The organism is Micromonospora sp. DT41, from assembly GCF_049841715.1.
GTDB classification, from domain to species: Bacteria; Actinomycetota; Actinomycetes; order Mycobacteriales; family Micromonosporaceae; genus Micromonospora; species Micromonospora profundi.
The window spans coordinates 1-16,780 of sequence record NZ_JBNCKU010000018.1 but is presented as its reverse complement, the minus strand read 5'-3'; the positions used below and the strand labels follow the sequence as shown (position 1 = coordinate 16,780).

The 16,780-nt window shown below is 66.5% G+C and carries 13 protein-coding genes; 7 read left to right on the top strand and 6 right to left on the bottom strand.

All coding sequences use genetic code 11. The annotated features are described in order from the left end of the window. Nucleotides 1-49 precede the first annotated feature (49 nt). From ACLQ23_RS26455 to ACLQ23_RS26445, 3 genes are read left to right on the top strand one after another with little or no spacing between them, the layout of a single operon-like run. Nucleotides 50-1,885: a hypothetical protein gene (locus ACLQ23_RS26455; RefSeq protein WP_425881252.1), complete on the top strand. Its 1,836-nt coding sequence runs from the start codon at nt 50-52 to the stop codon at nt 1,883-1,885. After that, nucleotides 1,882-2,772: a hypothetical protein gene (locus tag ACLQ23_RS26450; RefSeq protein ID WP_425881251.1), complete on the top strand. Its 891-nt coding sequence runs from the start codon at nt 1,882-1,884 to the stop codon at nt 2,770-2,772. Before ACLQ23_RS26455 ends, ACLQ23_RS26450 begins: the two co-directional genes overlap by 4 nt. Then, nucleotides 2,769-3,578 (top strand): hypothetical protein, encoded by an 810-nt coding sequence (locus ACLQ23_RS26445; protein WP_425881250.1) that lies wholly within the window; start codon nt 2,769-2,771, stop codon nt 3,576-3,578. Before ACLQ23_RS26450 ends, ACLQ23_RS26445 begins: the two co-directional genes overlap by 4 nt. Nucleotides 3,579-3,789: 211 nt before the next feature. Here ACLQ23_RS26445 and ACLQ23_RS26440 read toward each other — a convergent pair whose 3' ends face one another. Then, entirely contained in the window at nt 3,790-4,227 is a 438-nt protein-coding gene (locus ACLQ23_RS26440; RefSeq protein ID WP_425881249.1) for a hypothetical protein, read from the bottom strand. A gap of 416 nt (nt 4,228-4,643) precedes the next feature. Between ACLQ23_RS26440 and ACLQ23_RS26435 the strand changes: the two genes are divergently transcribed. Next, entirely contained in the window at nt 4,644-4,958 is a 315-nt protein-coding gene (locus ACLQ23_RS26435) for a hypothetical protein (RefSeq protein WP_425881248.1), read from the top strand. A 607-nt stretch (nt 4,959-5,565) separates the two neighbouring features. On the opposite strand, the gene ACLQ23_RS26430 is transcribed toward ACLQ23_RS26435, so the two are convergent. Genes ACLQ23_RS26430 through ACLQ23_RS26415 form a run of 4 tightly spaced genes read right to left on the bottom strand, consistent with a single transcriptional unit; the run spans nt 5,566 to nt 13,016 of the window. Continuing rightward, nucleotides 5,566-8,499 carry a Z1 domain-containing protein gene (locus tag ACLQ23_RS26430; RefSeq protein WP_425881247.1) on the bottom strand — a complete coding sequence of 978 codons (2,934 nt, stop codon included), beginning with the start codon at nt 8,497-8,499 and terminating at the stop codon, nt 5,566-5,568. Further along, nucleotides 8,496-9,482 (bottom strand): PD-(D/E)XK motif protein, encoded by a 987-nt coding sequence (locus tag ACLQ23_RS26425; RefSeq protein WP_425881246.1) that lies wholly within the window; start codon nt 9,480-9,482, stop codon nt 8,496-8,498. Before ACLQ23_RS26425 ends, ACLQ23_RS26430 begins: the two co-directional genes overlap by 4 nt. Beyond that, complete coding sequence (locus ACLQ23_RS26420; RefSeq protein ID WP_425881245.1) at nt 9,479-10,990, bottom strand: ATP-binding protein; 1,512 nt, start codon at nt 10,988-10,990, stop codon at nt 9,479-9,481. The genes ACLQ23_RS26425 and ACLQ23_RS26420 overlap by 4 nt, the downstream gene beginning before the upstream one ends. A gap of 4 nt (nt 10,991-10,994) precedes the next feature. Then, nucleotides 10,995-13,016 (bottom strand): AIPR family protein, encoded by a 2,022-nt coding sequence (locus tag ACLQ23_RS26415; RefSeq protein ID WP_425881244.1) that lies wholly within the window; start codon nt 13,014-13,016, stop codon nt 10,995-10,997. 645 nt (nt 13,017-13,661) lie between these two features. Here ACLQ23_RS26415 and ACLQ23_RS26410 point away from each other — a divergent pair. From ACLQ23_RS26410 to ACLQ23_RS26400, 3 genes are all read left to right on the top strand, one after another. Continuing rightward, complete coding sequence (locus ACLQ23_RS26410) at nt 13,662-13,859, top strand: hypothetical protein (RefSeq protein WP_425881243.1); 198 nt, start codon at nt 13,662-13,664, stop codon at nt 13,857-13,859. A gap of 169 nt (nt 13,860-14,028) precedes the next feature. Continuing rightward, complete coding sequence (locus ACLQ23_RS26405) at nt 14,029-14,250, top strand: transposase (protein ID WP_425881242.1); 222 nt, start codon at nt 14,029-14,031, stop codon at nt 14,248-14,250. A gap of 115 nt (nt 14,251-14,365) precedes the next feature. Beyond that, nucleotides 14,366-14,995, top strand: coding sequence for a hypothetical protein (locus ACLQ23_RS26400; RefSeq protein WP_425881241.1), 630 nt, complete (start codon nt 14,366-14,368; stop codon nt 14,993-14,995). A gap of 731 nt (nt 14,996-15,726) precedes the next feature. Here ACLQ23_RS26400 and ACLQ23_RS26395 read toward each other — a convergent pair. Further along, nucleotides 15,727-16,167 (bottom strand): hypothetical protein, encoded by a 441-nt coding sequence (locus ACLQ23_RS26395; protein WP_425881240.1) that lies wholly within the window; start codon nt 16,165-16,167, stop codon nt 15,727-15,729. Between the last annotated feature and the right edge of the window lie 613 nt (nt 16,168-16,780).

Sequence of the window (16,780 nt, the reverse complement as noted above, 5' to 3'; positions counted from 1 at the left end):
CAGGTACGCCGAGCCCCTCCCCGCATCCGGAGGGATAGACGCGCGGTCGGTGCGTCGGACCCTCGGCACGTACTCCATGGACTTCTGGGAGCTGTTCCTACGTGAGACGCTGCAGAACAGCTGGGACGCCGCCACCGGGGAGCGGCCCGTCCACTTCTGCGTCGACGGTTGGCGCCTGACAGCGGCACAACTGCAGAGTCTGCGCCTCTTCCTTCCCGGGGCCGACCTGGACGCACCGGAGCTCAGGGTTCTGACGGTCACCGACAGCGGGACACGCGGGCTCGGCGGGCCCACCCGTGCCGACCGGGTGGGTGAGGACGACGACCGGGATTTCGTCGACCTCGTCCGTAACATCGGACGGCACCCTGACAAGGGATTCGCGGGGGGAACCTACGGCTACGGCAAGGCCGTCCTGTTCGAGGCGAGCAGCATCGGCACGGTGGCGATGTTCACCCGGGTCAGAACCACCGCGGGTGTCCAGTGCCGACTGATCGGCATGTCCCTCACCGACCCCTACCGGGTCGAGGGACGCCAGTACACCGGACGCCACTGGTGGGGGGTCCCCCACAACGACGTCGGTGTGGAGCCCATCACCGGCCCGACGGCGGAGCGGATGGCCCGGGCCATCGGATTCACACGCCTGCCCGAGGACAGCACCGGCACCTCCATCATGGTCATCGCTCCCCGCACCGAGCAGGAGCGCCTGTCCGAGGTGATCGCCGTGATGGCCGACACCGCGACCAGGTACGCGTGGGCCAACGTCGTCGCGCAGGGCGACCCGGGTCCCGGCCTCAGGTTGCAGTTCACCTCAGACGGCTCCCGGATCGATCTTCCGGACCCGGGCACCGATCCGCGGCTGCGGTATTTCGTCGAGGCGCACCGGTACTGCCGCGCCGTGTTCCAGGGCGCGGCAGAAGAGCCGCCCTGGCCCTGGACGGTTCAGGAGATCGTCGGCAGCCGTCCCGAGCAACGTCTCGGTGTCCTGGCATGGCGGACGTACCGGGCGGCCGCCTCAGGTAACCACGCCCGACCACCCGCCGAGATCGCTCTGATGCGCAGACCCGGCCTCGTCGTCGAATACCGCACCGTCGCTGCGGACCCGTTCGGGCACGCCATCAGCGGCGTGTTCATCGCCGACCCCGAACTCGATGAGGATTTCGCCCGCGCCGAACCACCCACACACCACAAGTGGCAGCCGCGGCTGGCACAACGGCAGCGCTACGCCCGCAACCCGGTCAGCCAGGCCCTCCAGCGCATCGACCGGATCTTCAGGGAGCGTCGGGCGGGAAACGCGACCACACCCACCACGGAGGCCGTGACAGGGGTGTCGCGGCTGTCGAACGTCCTCGGCGCGCTGCTCGATACCCAGGCCGGTGGCACGGACTCCCGCATCCCGGTCGGGCCGGCCAACGCGGTGCCCCACCCGCCACCGGACGCATCGGGAGCACCGGCAACTTCCACCGACACGCCGACGCCCGGTACCGGAGGCAACGGGCGGCAGCAGAGGCCCCCGGGGCAGGGCCACAGGCCGCGCTCCCCGGGGGGTCTGACCCTGACTTTCCATCCCCGCGCCCGGCCGGCCCTGCTGGCCGGCGGTTCCCGCGCGGTCGAGTTCGACATCGACCTCACCGGAAATCCCGGTGCACCGCTGACCCTCACCGCCCAGCCCCTGGTCGCGGTGGCGGACGGCGCACCCGAGCCGGCCGACGGGACCACCCCCGTCGACGTCCTGCACTGGCGTGACCGGGACAGCGGAGTCCTCACGCCAGCTCCACGCCTGACCCTGACCGCCGGGATGTCGGAACACTGGACCGTCACGCTCACACAACCGGCTGATGCCGCCGTCACCGTCCGCGTGAGCCAGGAGGAGGTGGGACCGAGATGAGCGCGCCGATCAGCGCGGGTTACCTGACCCCGGCCGAGGAGCGGATCCAGTCCGGGACCGTGACGGTCACCTGTGCGCAGGGCACACCCGTTGCGGAAGGCCAGCCGGTACCGGACTGGGACTACTTCACAGACCTCACCGCGACCTGGCCTCTGCATGTCGACCTGCCCGGGGTGCTGCAGGACTGCGGCCTATCACCCGACGCCGCCGTGACCTGTCTCGTCACCTGGCACAGCAGCAGCACCAACCGCCGCGGCAACTCCCTCCCGGCCGAACTCGCCGACGGTGGGAACGAGCTGACCGTCGTGATCCCGGGCACCGAGATCGGGGGGAACCTCACCGTCACCGCCCGGATGGTCCTGGCCGTCCCTGATCCTGCACCGGTCTCTCCGCTCGCCGCCACCCTGCCCGGCGCCATCCTCTGGCAGGCCCGACGGCGCTTCACCCTGGAAGGCAGCGGCAGCCGCTTTCCCGTGGTGGCCACGAGCTTCGCCGACAGCGGGCTGGCCGAGGGACGCCGCGCGCTGTGGTACCTGTCCTGCACTCCGGACCTCGACGGTTCCGACACCGGCAGCATCCGGCTGTACCTCAACACGGACCACCCCGCGATCACCACGATGCTCAACCACCCGGACGCGGAGGCCTCCCGGACCCTCGCTGACATGCTCCGCCACGATGTCGTCCGTCAGCTCATCGAGACGGCGCTACGGTGCGAGGACCTCCAGGACGACCACGACTACGGCGAAGGCACGCTGGGAGAGTTGTTCATCAACCTGACACGCCGGTACTTCGCCGACCGGTCGCTTGCCGACCTCCGCAGCCAACGCCGCGGTGACCCGGGTGAGCTGGAGGCGGTCCTGCAAGGCCTGGACCGGGTCCTCGCATGAGCCGGCTGCACATCTACCCACGGTTGCCTGCACATGTCGCGGAGCAACTGCTGACCCTCCACACCGGCCGGGACCTTGTCGAACTGCGGCGGCTGTCGTCCACCGCCGACTCCCGCACCACCTGGTACCCGACCGCCCCCTACCGGGTAGCAGAGGACGAGCTGCGGGCCCTGCAACAGACCGTCCGCGCCATCGCCACCGAGGCAAGCTGGCCGGCGCCTCTGGGTAAGACGAGCGGTACGGCCTTCGACCGGCTGCTGGCGCCGGTCCTGTACCGGCAGATGACCATTGTGCCCGCCGACGCGGCGAGTGAGGAGGTCTGGTCATTCCTCAGCCTGGTCCTTCTGCCGGACGTCGCGCTCTGGCGATGGCCCAACCCGCTACGTCGGCCCGGATACGAACGCATCATCGGCCGCCCCCGTAACGTATTCCGACGTCTGTGGGCCCGCATCCACAGCCTCGGCGAGGACGTCGGGGCCCAACTCTACGAAGACGAGGCCGTCGCAATCCTCGAACGCCCCACACTCGGTGCGCATCCGCGCGTCGCCCGCGCCATCGCCCACGCCCACCTGACCACCGCCGGGGAGGCCGGCACCGCACGGACCGACATCCTGCGGATCACCGCCCGCAGACTCCGGCGACTCGCGGTCGTGGTCAGCCTCGAATCGCTCGACGACGCTCAACTGGCAGACCTGGTGAGGAGATACACGAAGGAAGCCATCGACCAGTTGCAGTCCGAGCGAACCATGAGCACGTACAACCCCGTTCCCACGCAAGTGCAAGCGAGGTCGGGATCAAGTCCCTAACAGCAAGCACAGTGGTGCTGCTGCCCATGACCACGCCGAGCACTCTCGGTCGATGCGCAACGAATTTCCGCCGGCGCGCAGCGTTGAGGAAGGTGATCATCTGGGGCGCCTACTGGTCCGGACCGAGCCAGGCCCCGCGACCGTCCTCCATCGCAACTGCTCTGACCAACTGCCGTAGCAGTACTTAGTCCAGATCGGTCCAACGAGGGCCTCAGGCAGCTTGAGGTGGGCCAGCCGGGACCTGGCCCTCTCGCAGGTTCTTTTTAACACTCTCAGGAGGCACGACAGTGTTGAATAGCGTGATGTTCTCATGCTCGAAGAGCTCCGTCAGTCTCGCAAGCACCTGAGCCGTTTCGTCTAATGCAAGGTGTCGCATGTTTTCGCCCCCCGCCACCTTAAGCTTCAGGAGAGCTACTTCCCATTGCGCAACCATGCCGGCCAGGACAAATTCCTGCGAGCGGTACAAGCGCCAGCTACTGTCCCATGAGTAGAAATTTCTCAGCCCCGCCGCTATGGCGACAATGACACTGACTATCGCCAGAAAGACGTAATTTGCGTGTTCGTCGCGCATAACCGGAATGACGAAAAGCAGCGGGAGTGTGATGCTGAGGACGACTTCGATGGTTCCGATTATCTTGAACCAGATCACGTGCAAACTCGCTAGGCGCCTGTATCGACGCCTGTGTAGCGTGAGGAATTTCTTGATTAGATCGGAGCACTCGGGGAAAGTTTCTGAGACTTCCTTCGACCATTGATACGAATGTTGCAGATCTTCCCGGGACACTCCCAGCATCCGTGCGCTTCCCTTCGATACGGGAACTCAAAGCCACTCATATTCGCTGATGCCGCCGAGTGCCGGCAGAGGACTGTCGGGACAGCGACACCGAAGGGGGCCGCCATGCCGGGCTGGGGTGCCGGCCGACGTCACAGCTCCCCGGTGAGGCAGCCCCACCAGACGGGAACCTGGCTGCTGCGGGAGCACGATCTTCGTACTGCCCGTACGGTCCTAGATGGTGGGCTGTTCGAAGGTCGAACAAGACGTGTGCAGGTGTCACGCTGGCGAGCATGGTTAGCGGGCAACGGCAGCAGTGGGTCCTCATGGCACGTGCAGCACTGATCATCGCCGCTATGCGAAGGTCGCTGCTCACCTATGGCGAACTGGGACATGCCATCGGCATGGCCGGCATCGATCTCCGGAATCAGATGCGCCACGTTCTGGCCCAGGTCGCCGAGGAGTGCATCGCCGCGGGAGAGCCGTCCCTGCCCGCGCTGGTTGTCAATGCCACCACCGGGCAGCCGGGTGCCGGCTGGGTCGATGGGGCGGTCCGCTGGCACGCGGAGGTGCAACAGCTGTTCCGGCACTGGAACTTACCTCGTTGAAGCGGCATGCCGCCGCCGCAGGGTAGCGTCCCCCGCTGGCCCCCAACGCTCCACCGGTCGGGCTGACACACTGCGCTCCTGCTACAAGGGAAAAGGCGGCCTCCCGGGGTTACGCCCGTACCAGCAGCCCTTCTTCGTACTGTCGGGACGGTCGGATCCGAACGATGGGGCCCCTTGTTGCCGTCCGCAACCATCCCGATCTTGTCGATGATTGGCCGAACAGGCGCTGGGTGCACAGACACGATCAAGCAGTGGGCGCTTGTGTCACTGATTGCCAACGGCAGGCCGGGCTTTCGGGAGTAAACCGGGGCAGGCCGACAGGGCAGCATGGGGTCCCACTGCGCCCCGCTCCCCCACTATCGGGGACGTCCCGTCACCAAGAGAACAGTGCGCGCCCGCCCGCCGCGAACTCGCCTACCTGCAGGCAAGGGTGGGGCGAACGGGCGGTGGGGCATGCGGGTCGAGGGAACGGTGGGACAGCCACCAGTCCGGTGCGGGATGCCGCAGGTCGAGCAGATCGCGACGGAGTTGGTGGGCGGGATGACCGGTAAGCGCGCTGAGCTCGTGCATCTGCCAGGGCGCACGGCTCCGTCCTATCGTCACCCACCTACTCAGCGTCGACAACGATTGCGGATTCATCGGCACTATTCCGTGTCTGCCACTTTATTAGCTTGCCGCTGGTTGGCATCGAGCTCACGGGCGTCACAAGCTGGAAGGCCATGGTGACAAGGCCGTCATTGACCGACCGGGCATCCGGAACGTCCGCTTCGACATTCGGATAGACGATCATAGCGCCGGTGGCGGGGGCATACAGTCGATCAGCCTCCGGGTCGGGAACCGGGGTTCCGAGTCCCGCTATTCTGCTGGCGGCGTTGCGGTGCCTCGATTCACTGACGGCGCGTAGCGAACCAGTCGACGTCCTGACCCGACGGAAGATACTGAACGGTCCCTGATCATGGATCGTTCGGAGACTTGCATCCGAGACCTGGTGGGGGAAGATGATCAACCAGCGTTTCAGCTGCTCAGGGCTGAGGCCGCTGAGCCACTTCAGCTCCGGCTTGAAGGTATCTACAGAAAGCCACCTGAGGGATCTGAGCACCTCGACAACTTCACGGTGATCCATCTCGGCGATGCGCGCGGAGTAGAACTTTCCGGTGTCCTGAATCGTCGACACACCGAGGACCTTGGACGCGCGCACGGTCTTGAACCGAACCGTTGTCGTGGCGGCGGAAAGTACGGGAAGCCACGCCGCAGCGTTGGCGCGGGTCTTCTCGTCCCCCGTACGGGAGCCCGGGTTCGGGTATGCGACCGGTTCCATCGGTTCGCCCGGCGAACTCTTCTCGACCAGCGTCGCATTCCACATCTTGTTCCGGCCGGTCGGCCTGAGGTCGGGACGGTGCTGTGCGATGAGCGGTGGAATCTGCCGCGGAGTGATCTGTCGTTCTCCGTCGGTGGGTTGTGAGTATCGCCGCAGCTCCGCCCGGAGATACTCCTCGTCCTTGCACGCCGCGGCGAACATCTCGTGCAGTTCCCCTGTCGTGTAGATGCGGACGAGGTCGCGGAATCCTGGCCGGAAGCCGAACCAGCGACCCATTTGCATGAGGGTGTCAACCTGCTTGGTCACGCGTCGGTAGTAGGTGACGGTGAGGCCTTCGACGGTGAAGCCGCGGGCGAGGCTGTTGCCGCCGACAAGGATCCGCCAGATCGGCCGCATGTCGAAGTCGAGGCTCTCCTGCTGTCGTTCGAGGTCCTTGTCGCTGTTGACCACGATGACCGGCCCGCTACCTTGATCAGGAGGGCTGATCTTGTCGAGGGCGGCCGCGATGTCGGGCCGGAGGTCATCGAAGTCGACCGGCGTCGGCAGGTCGGTACCCAGTGCGGCGCTGACGGGCAGGACATCTCTTTCGTAGAGGGCCCGCAGACGTGCCAGACCCGCGGGTGCGCGGTACTGGCCGCTGTTCCACATGGCGTTGATGACGTCGGCAGTGTCGCGGTGCACCGCCTTGGACATGGCCTCGTGCACGAGCATGGTGTGGTGCTGGTAGGAGGCGTGACCGTGGCGCTGACGGTGGAGCTTCACGGCGCCCGTCAGCAGGTACATGTCGAGCGGGGACCGCAGGTCGATGTCCTGCGGCTCCTCGTCGAGCAGCCGTACGTGCCGCAACTCCTGGGAGTTCTCGAGCGTGCGCTCCGACAGCGGGATGTCGGTGTCGAAATCGTGGAAGTCCTCGGCGCCCATGTAGGCGACGGGGCGGGCCAGTGAGACGAGGAAGTCCCGCGGGAAGATGTCCTCGACGTCGGACGGATCAACGAAGACATTGGCGTACGGCGTCGCGGTGTACCCGACGTACTGGGCCCGCGGCATCATGGACAGCAGCTGACCGATGAGCCGGTTGATCGCCGTACGGTCCTTGCTGTCCTGTGCCCACTTCTTCGGGCTCGTGGTGTTGACCGAGGCCTGGTCGGACTCGTCGTCGATGATGAGGACCGGCACCTCGCCGAGCCGCTCCCTGATCCGACCGAGGTCCGCGACGAGGTCCTGCAGGACGGTCTTGTTCTTCTTAGCAACGACGAGCCGGGCGTCACTGGTGTAGAGGTTGACCGGTGCGAAGAGGGGTTGGGTGCGTTCGCGGCGGGGGAAATCCAGCGCCATGAATCCCTGGCGTAGGCGCCGGTAGTCCCATCCCCGGGTGCTGAGGCGCCGGATGTCGGGGTATCCGATGTCCGACGGGCGCCCGCCATGACGGACGAAGCGGTCCTTCTCCCAGTCCGTGTCGTCCTGGTATTCGTGGCCCCTGCTGTCGTGAGCGGAAATCTCCTGCTCCAGGTTCTCCCGGCCCACGAGTTCGATGTCGAGACGACGCTGCGTCTGGGCGCGCAGCATGTTGGTGGTACCGGTGAGGACGATGACGAGCCGGTAGCCTGCATCGACGGCTTTCGCGATGACGCCGGTGAAGTTCGCGGTCTTTCCGCTCTGCACGTAACCGACCACGAGGCCCTTGGCCTGGTAGGCGACCTCACGGGTCGGGTCGGACAGGCGCCTGACGACATCTTCCGTGGCGTGGTCCAGTCCGGCGACAACGCCGGCGTCCCAGCCCTTGTCCAACAGATACCTGCGGTAGTGCGACCAGTAGAAGTCACGCTCACCCCGTCGCTCCGCGGTGCGCCATTCCTTCCAGTCGTCAGCGATGACGATGGGCGCGGTGGCGTGCGGGAAGAGGCTTGCCACCAGGTGCTGCGTAGTGGGGTCCAGCTGCAGCGTGGAAACGATCGCTGCACGCCGCTCCGCGGTGTTGCGTCCGGTGCCTGCGGCCCACACCGCATCCGAGTCCACGTGGTCCCAACCGGCCAGTACCTGCGCGAACTGCTGACGTAGCGCATCCTCGGGTCCGGCCGACTGCAGATGCGCGAGCAGGGCCGTACCGTCGGTGAGACTCTGATCATTGCCGAACATCGCGGCGACGGGATGGATGGGCATCGGACCGCTGCGCTGCATGCCGTCGAGGGCTGAGCCGTAGGCGAGAGTGACCGTGTCGCTCATTGCAGCTCCTGTCGTCCCGCCGAGACCGCGATCCGCAGAGGTTCGGGTGGGGGATCGGTGCTTATGCCGGTCAGGTCGAGTCTGTACCGGATGTCGGTTATGCGGCTGAGGTCCACACCGGCAACCCTCATCAGATCCCCGGTCAACCGGGGGAAGGAATCGGCGACCCTGTACAGCGCAGGATCGGAACGGAGCCTCCAGCGTTGCAGCGGACCTGCGGCGAAGCGGCTGCGCCACCCCGCCCGCCGTAGGAGGGCTTCGAAGCCCTCGCGCAGGCCACCCGGCGGCATCATCTGCCGTACGCGGTCAACCAGCTCGGCGACGGTTCTGCCGCCGCTACCGGCCCCCGTGATCTGTTGCGACAGCAGCCAGAGCGGTCGGCCACCTGTCGGTTGCAACTGGCCGACCGATGAGATCCGGTGAATCCGTCGCTCCGACGCCGTGGTCTTCACCTCGACATCGACATCGGACAGGCCGAAGTCATGTTCCTCCGCACCGCCGCGCCAGGCCGCGATCGCCGCGTCGGGTGAAATGGTGGCCGCCAGCCCTGCGACCAGGCAGAGCTCGCCGATGAGCCCTGCCTCCACTTCTCTCGTCAGCGCGTCCTCGGGCCTGATCAGGTGGCCGATGTGGCGCAGCGTCTCGAGGAGCGCGGCGCTGAGGGGCAGCCCGTCGAGCTGCGCCCGATCGGCCACCCCGCACAGCACGGGGTAGGCATCGGCGAAGAGGCGGGGATCATGGACGGCGATCTCGATCAGGCGGGTGGCTCCGTCGTGTACGAGGGTCGTGCTGACGTGCTCCAGGCCAGTGGGAGCGGGGGTCTCGTTGCCGCGGGCGGGGCCGCGGAGACCGATCCGGTGGTTCGCCGGATCAGTGAAGAGAATGACTCTCGGCGTGCCGTCGACGGGGTGTTCCATCGGCACCCCGGTCGCTACGTATGCCGCGAAGCCCTCACCACTGAGATGCCGGTCCGGGCCGGTCACCCACGCCCTCCGAAGGACGCCAGTTCAGCCTGGGCGGCGGCGGTGAGGATCTCCTGCCACAGGTCGATGTTGTCCTTGTCGCGGGAGCCGAGGTGGACGCCCTGGAAGACGTTCTCCATCAGCAGGAACATCAGGGCCTTGACGAGGGGGGCGTCGTTGAGACCTCCCCGACGGCCGCCCAGAAGGGCGGCACGGTACCGCCTGTTGAGCAACAGGGTCATGGTCTCGCGCTCAACGTGGAACAGGTCGTTGTTGTCGAACTTCACCCAGAGGATGTTGAGCGGCGAATCGTTGAGCTGCGGCAGTTCGTCGATGATCTCGCGGCTCACCCGCGGGTTGATACCGCGTCCGGGCGGGATCACCGGGCGGCGCCGGGCCGTCTCGCGTTGATTGCTGGTCGCCCACGTCTGCTCTGCGGCGTGGAGGAAGTCGGTAATGGTGCTGCCGTCGGCCGCGTGGGCGGTGCCGACAGCGCGAGCGAATCCCGCGCCGGCGGTCACCCGCGACTTCTCCGGGTTCATCGTGAAGAGTCCGGAAACGTCGCCGTCGATGTCGATGGCTGCACGCGCGAGCTGCAGCTTCTTGTCCGGCGCGTGGATCCCTTCCCAACCGCCCGCATGCAGGAGCCGGTCACGCCGGTAGAAGTAGAGGCCCTGCCGCCGTTCCGCGCCCCCTGGCAGGCGGTATTCCGCGTCGTTCGACTTCCCGGGCCAGATGTGGCACTGGATGGACAGAGCCAGGCCGTTGACGTCTGTTGTGAGCGTCTTCGGCCAGCCGTCCGGCGAACTGCGGTAACCGAACGGGTCGAGCGGGCGGACTTCAGCCGGGACACCGACGCCCTCGTCGACGTCCTCCACATCGACGGTGATGCGCAGCTTCCCCCTGGCCAGGATGCGGTGGAACATGAGCCCGAGATGTCCCCGGAGGTGGTCCACCGTGCGCGACAGGAATGTGCCCACCAGATGTGGGTCCTCGGATGCCGGGAAGCCCCCCACATGGTCCCACCGGATCACGGTGCCCGACGGGGACGTGCTGAACGGCCACGTCCGGTCGAGCTCGGCGACGGCGAAATCCCCCGGGACCACATCGCAGTGGAAGCCGTCGCGATTCTGCCCCTGCAACCACCGCCGACCGACCGCCTCGTGACCCGATGCGCGCGACAGGACCGTCAGGCTGGCCGCCTGACTGAAGGACGCAGCCTTCAGTCCGATACCGAAACGGCCCAGGTCCGTCGAACGGTAGTCCCGTCTACCACCCAGCGTCAGGGCGGTGTCGATGGCGCGGGGGGTCATGCCGTGCCCGTCGTCGACCACGTACAGGCCGATCAGCCGGGCGTTGCGTTGGATGAAGCGGATCAGCACACTGCTCGCGCCGGCGTCCACGGAGTTGTCGACGAGGTCCGCCAGCGCGGTCTCCAGGGAGTGGTTCCGCCCGAGGGCATCGAGTGCGTGCGGATCCGGGGGCAGCTCAACCGATCCGACGACCGGCACGTCGTCACGCCACCGCATCATCTCACCGCGCCCCTGCCGCGAAGGGGCCATCCTGATGGGCGCCACCGCCGCCCGTCGGTCTGAACCCACGACCCCGCGCGACGTCCATCAGCACCGATGCGGCCCGCAGGTGCTTGCCCGCCGGGGTGTACCCCTGCTCGAGCGCCTGGGTGATCTCTCTGATGACGCCCCGCTGGGCCGCATCGAATGAGCCGGTGGTCTCGCCCCACACCGCCAGGTCACGCCAGGTGCGCGGCGGCGTCGTCTGCAACGTCTCGATGTCGGCCGGGTAGGCGTCGAGCTCGACCAGCTCGGCCTGGAGCTGCCCCGGGACCATCCATGCGATCTCCCGTACCGCTTCCCAGCACTCATCCCTCTTCGCCCACTCACCGACGTGCGTGCGCCCCACGGGGGGCGAGGTGATGACCTTCTGCACGAGCGTCGACAGCTCGGCGATCGCCTCCTTCGTCGCCGGCGACAGGTCCTGGGTCCGCCAGATCCGGTCGAGGTCCAGACGACCACCCGTCATCTGGACGAGCTTCGCCACGGTGTAGGTGACGATGTTGGCCTTGTATCCACCGAAGTTCTGTCGGGCGACGATCTTGTCCGCGCGGCGGAACAGGATGGCCTTGGCCACCAGGTTCTGGCAGTAGGATTTATCGACATCCGTGGACGCCTCGTCGAGGCCCTCGGAGAACAACGTGAAGTTCTTCTCAGCGCCGAGGCTCACCTGCTGGGGCCGCATCGACCAGGACATCTCGAACTTGGCGAGCTCGGACTTGGTGAACTTCTGATCCGGCGGATTCATGGTCTTGAAGACCTTCTGGCGCGACCTGGTGAGCTCCGCGGTCACCGCGTTGGCGTACTGCCCCCGGGCCCGTTCGTAGAACCAGTGGGTGTCGCTCTCGTGCAGCGGTCCGGGTGGCGCCCAGAGCGTACGCATGATCCGTTCGACGTCGACGTGGAAGCTGGCGTTCGCCTTGAGGTCGGAGGCGCTGACCTTGTTCTGGGTGTTCGAGTATGCGGAGATCTTCGGGACGATCTCGTCCAGCCGCTCGGGGGATACGACGGTGAGTTTCATCTGGACGAGCACCTGACCGATGTCCGTCGTCCGCCGCGCGTGGTGGATCGACGCAGTGGTCTGCCCGCCGTTGACGATCTGGAACTCGTGGATCCGACGGATACTCCGTTGCCCGCTGTCGTCGGTGTGGAAGTCCACCGCGGATGCCGTGGCGGCGATGCCGTTGTTGTAGGCGAGGAACCGCTCGGGATGGTCGCGCAGCGTTCTCTGTATGCCGCTGTTGACGGCGCCCTTTACCTGGAGGAACGATCGCACGTTGAGCTCGAGGAGGCGCGCGCCGTGGCGTCCGTAGAGGTCGGCGAGGTCGTTGCCGGGCACGATGGCCAGGAACACCGCGTAGTCGGAGCTGGTCTGCGGGGTGCCGAGGCAGGGCAGTCCGTCGGGAAAATCAGCCACGATCGGCTCGGCGCGGCTTCCCGACGCCGTCCAGTTGGCGAGGCGGCGCAGGTCCCAGACGTCCCGGGCGATCTCGTGTCCCTGAAAACGTAGCGGTGGGAGCGGTTCCCGGACGACGCTGCGGGCATTCGAGATGTAGATGAAGCGGACCTTGTCAACCTCGGCGAACTTCTCCGCGACGGTCGACACCATGCCGGCGACCTCGGACGACGGCTCGTGCCGGACGACCGTCCCGGCGAGGCAGCGGGACAGGAAGTTCTCGAGTCGGCGGAACGCGGTCTCGGCATCGCTCCGATTGAGTTTGTGGTCCTCGTCCGCGCGGGGACTGTAGCTGGTGATGAAGAGGTCCAGACATCGGTCATCCGATGACAGGCCGAAGCCACTCACCTCGACCCCGTGGTCCTTGAAGCGGACGACCACGGGATCCTCCGTCAGGCCGTAGCCCGACAACTGCTCAAGGACCAGCCCGGCGAACGCCTCCTGCGGCTCCGAGTCGTTCACCTCGGTGTACGCCCGGACATCCTCGAGCAGGCTGTAGGCGTAGAAGTCGAGGTCGGACTCAGGCACCGGCGATCCCCTCCAGCGCAGACGCATCGCCATGCGCAGGACCTGGCGTGACTGGGGAATTGCTCTGGTTGGTGGTCATGGGTTTCTCCGACGCTGATGTGCGGCTCGAGATCGGACCGCGCGGATCCGGCCGGTAACCGTGCCTATCTTGCAGCATAAGGGCAGCAGACGACAGAACCACAGGATGATCGACTCGCCATGCATCCGGCCGTCCGGGTCCCTCCCCGCGCCTGATCCTTTTCCGAACGTTTCGTGATACAGAACGGGGTGGACGCCGGGCATTCCACCTCCGGTCGATCCCTCGCGACCGGAGCCCTTCGGATGCGAAGGTACCTGCACCGTAACGGTCAGGCGTCACTGCGGCTGGCGACCCGACCGGCGGACGGGTCCTGCTCGATTGAGCGGATCGACCCCGGCGAGGTCCGTGCGCATGAGTGACGCCGTCGACGGTGAGAGTCTGCCCTCCAGGGACGCGGGTCGGGAAAACAGTGTGTGTCCGCTGCCCTTAAGCCTGGGGGGTGCCTGTGACGTCAGGCTCGCTCGCGGGCAATTGGTTCAGCTCCCTGCCCACGTCGACTCGTGCGATGACGACTCGGCCCTGCTGCGGTATGCGGCAACCGCCTGGTGGGCTGGTTGGTCAAGCGCATGTTCAAGAGTGGGATGGCAGCGCTGCTGCGGACCACCCGCTTCGTGAACTGCTGCAGCAGACCCACTGTCGCCGGTCAGCCACAGGTCCGCTGCGCAGGTCTGCTCCCCCAGGTGGCCGACCAGATCCGCGTCGACCCGCCCGTCGGCTTCTCTGTCAGATTGTTCTTCTTCGCTACCGGGAAGCATCCACGGTGATCGTCGTTCCGATCAGCAGGTACTGCTCCTTGCTCAGGAGTTACACCGTTCGTCCCAGAGCGCCTTTGGTTTGTGGGTCGGTCCGGTGTGTCGCACAGTAAGTCCGATCGATTGATGCAGCTCAGTCGATAGGCACAACAAGGATCGCATGCGGCGGTACCCGTCTGACTTGACCGACGCCGAGTGGGAGACTATTGAGCCGATGCTGCCGTCATCCGCAGTGGATCGTCAGACCAGAGATGCACGCCCCGCCGGGGTCATCATGGACGCCATCATGTACGTGGTGCGCACTCGCTGCGCGTGGCTATACCTGCTGGTCGATTGTCCACCGTGGCAGACCGACCCCGGTGACAATGTCCTATCAGCGATCAGCACCATCCGCTCCGGCTGAGCGGGCGTGGACGGACACACGATGGGTGCTACCGCCGTGCGCATCTGAGGATGTGGGCACTGGGCAGCCGCACTCCAGACGATGCCCGCTTGACGATGTGGAGATGATCCGGGGCATGAGACGCACCTTCGTCGTCGCGACGGCCCTCACCGTTCTGGCCCTCGCTGCATGCGCTGAAAGCGAGACGCCGCAGGGCGCTGCCCCCTCGCCGTCAATGAGCTCAACGCGCCCCTCCCCCAGCCCTCCATCGCTCAATGCGGAGCCGACGGCAAGCCCGCCGTTGCCGCCAAGTCCCACCTCGGCCTGGACGCCATGCCACCGGGACTTGTCTTCGTACCAGGGTGGCTGCCAGGACGAGCTATTCGGCGGTGGTGACTCATGCGACATCTCATACGTCGAGCAGCAGGTGGGCAGATTGCTCGACCTCTACATTGAAAACGCGCACCATATCGACGCCGAGCGGCTTCAGGACTGCCCCCAGTTCCTGCCCATATGGAAGAAGGCGGCAACCGGTTTCACAGAGGGAAGTCACGAGGTCGGCATGGGAATTAAGCCGGGGACCTACAAGACCACCGCGCACTCGGCGGGCGAGACGATCGGCGACTGCTACTGGGAACGCAACACCGACGGCGGCCAGACCATCGCCAACGACTTCATCACCGCAGCGAAGAAGATCCGGGTGACCATCCGATCCTCCGACGGCATCTTCACCAGCCGCGGCTGCGGCAACTGGGTGCGGGCCTGACCCGTGTCGCCCAGATGTTCCGGCCAGCGAACGGTGAGCCGCCACGACGTGTGCGCGGCCCGCCCTTCGACCAGCGCGTCGCGTCACTGCGCAGCGGGACGACGGTGGTCACGGATGACTGCGGTAGCGGCGGACGCCTCGCACCTGCGAGGCGCGCTCCAGACAGGCCACCATCCCAGCCACCTGGGCGTGCCTCTTCCGACTTCGGCCGCCGAGGAAGTCGGGCCGCCACCGGAGAATCGCGACCAGTCACCCACCTGACACCGCGACATCCGGTCGGCGGATCACCGCCGCCAGCCACGCCCGGCACACTCGCGGACGTGAAACCTCTACACCCCATACAGACCCTCGCACTGATCGCCGCCGCAGTCGCACGTCATGCGAAAGCTGTCCGCGTCGCAGTCATCGGGGGACAGTCGTCAACCAGCAGCCTCGTGACGGTCGTCGGGGCGGCTCGGAAGCCAGAGGGGATCGCGACGTCGAGCGTAGTGAGCGCCCGCGCTATGGCAAAGGTTCGGCGAGTCGGTGGAGAGTTTGACCTTCCTCATTGCGATACCAGTTCTGGGCCCAGAGCTGGCCTCGTGGCGGCTGTCCGGTGGCCGCGTCGATGATCTGTCGGATGAGCTCAATCAGCCGGTAGGGCTGCCCATCGACGGTCCACTCGACCGGGCTGTTGACGTCGTTGCACCAACTCACCCGGGCGGCACTGGTGGCTACGGCCCCTCGGCGGATCACAGCCACGGAACCCAGGGTCGGCTGGAGGATAGGGCATGCGCAGGTAGGCGCAGATCACCTCGACGATGCTCTGCCGGTGGACCGGGTTGTCCTGCGCCAAGCGTTCCAGGGCGTACAGGCCGGCAAGGCGGACGGGGGCCTTTGTCGGAGCCGAGCTGGTCGGCGGCTTTGACGTACAGTTCGGTAACGCGTTTCTCGCCGGCGTCGTACTCGGCGGCCTGCGGGGTGCGCTCGGCCGACTGCTGTCGGCGGAAGGCCAGTAGCAGGGCAAACGCGCCGGTCACCGCGGCGCCGATAGTCAGGCCAGTGCGGATGCTCTCCACCCGCAGCTGCGCCCGCTGCACCCCGTCGCCGACCATCGACACGCTGTCCTGCAGCCAGATCACCGCGGTCCAGGTGACCGCTGCTACCAAAACCACCGCGACGGGATCACCCACGACTGTAGGGGCCGCACATGCCGGTCTGGCGCTGTCGGCGCAGCCGAAGGCTCATGGTCCTGAGTGATCCGCCGCCACAGCAGCACGCCCAAGAGCAGCACCGCCAAGGGCAGCAGCACCGGCCACCCGGAGAACAGGATATGCCACCACGAACCGGGAACTCGAACCAGCGCGACGCTGAGCACGCCCAGCCCGCCGGCAGCCATCAGAGAAACGCTCAGACGCTTCGTCCCACTGTGGAATCATGCCCGTTCCAGGCACCAACGTCATGCCCGTCTCGGGGCTCCGGCGTAGCCCGGTGTGTAGCCCCAGCGGAGCGATCAGCTCCGCCCCTGCCTCTGGTCGAGGACGGCAGCGGCGTCACGCATTACTGCACGTCACACCCGATCCGGCGTGCCACGCGGCGTTCCCGCGATCCGGCGTGTTGACCAACGCGCGTCCCCGAGCGTCTGATGCATGCGCATCTACGGAACGACTACCCTACGGTCGTGACCTACACTGTGGCCGTTAATCAGCCGTTCGCCGCCTTCGATCCACTAGCCTCGGCCTTTCACGGCAGCCGTGATCTTGGATGTCCAGCGGGTCGGTAGATATGGCGAAGTGCCTGCCACGT

Bases quoted from the DNA above. Each gene is read 5' to 3' on its own strand.
- ACLQ23_RS26450 (WP_425881251.1), top strand. From the start codon at position 1,882: ATGAGCGCGCCGATCAGCGCGGGTTACCTGACCCCGGCCGAGGAGCGG.
- ACLQ23_RS26445 (WP_425881250.1), top strand. From the start codon at position 2,769: ATGAGCCGGCTGCACATCTACCCACGGTTGCCTGCACATGTCGCGGAG.
- ACLQ23_RS26435 (WP_425881248.1), top strand. From the start codon at position 4,644: ATGGTTAGCGGGCAACGGCAGCAGTGGGTCCTCATGGCACGTGCAGCA.
- ACLQ23_RS26430 (WP_425881247.1), bottom strand. From the start codon at position 8,499: ATGAGCGACACGGTCACTCTCGCCTACGGCTCAGCCCTCGACGGCATG.
- ACLQ23_RS26420 (WP_425881245.1), bottom strand. From the start codon at position 10,990: ATGCGGTGGCGTGACGACGTGCCGGTCGTCGGATCGGTTGAGCTGCCC.
- ACLQ23_RS26410 (WP_425881243.1), top strand. From the start codon at position 13,662: ATGTTCAAGAGTGGGATGGCAGCGCTGCTGCGGACCACCCGCTTCGTG.
- ACLQ23_RS26400 (WP_425881241.1), top strand. From the start codon at position 14,366: ATGAGACGCACCTTCGTCGTCGCGACGGCCCTCACCGTTCTGGCCCTC.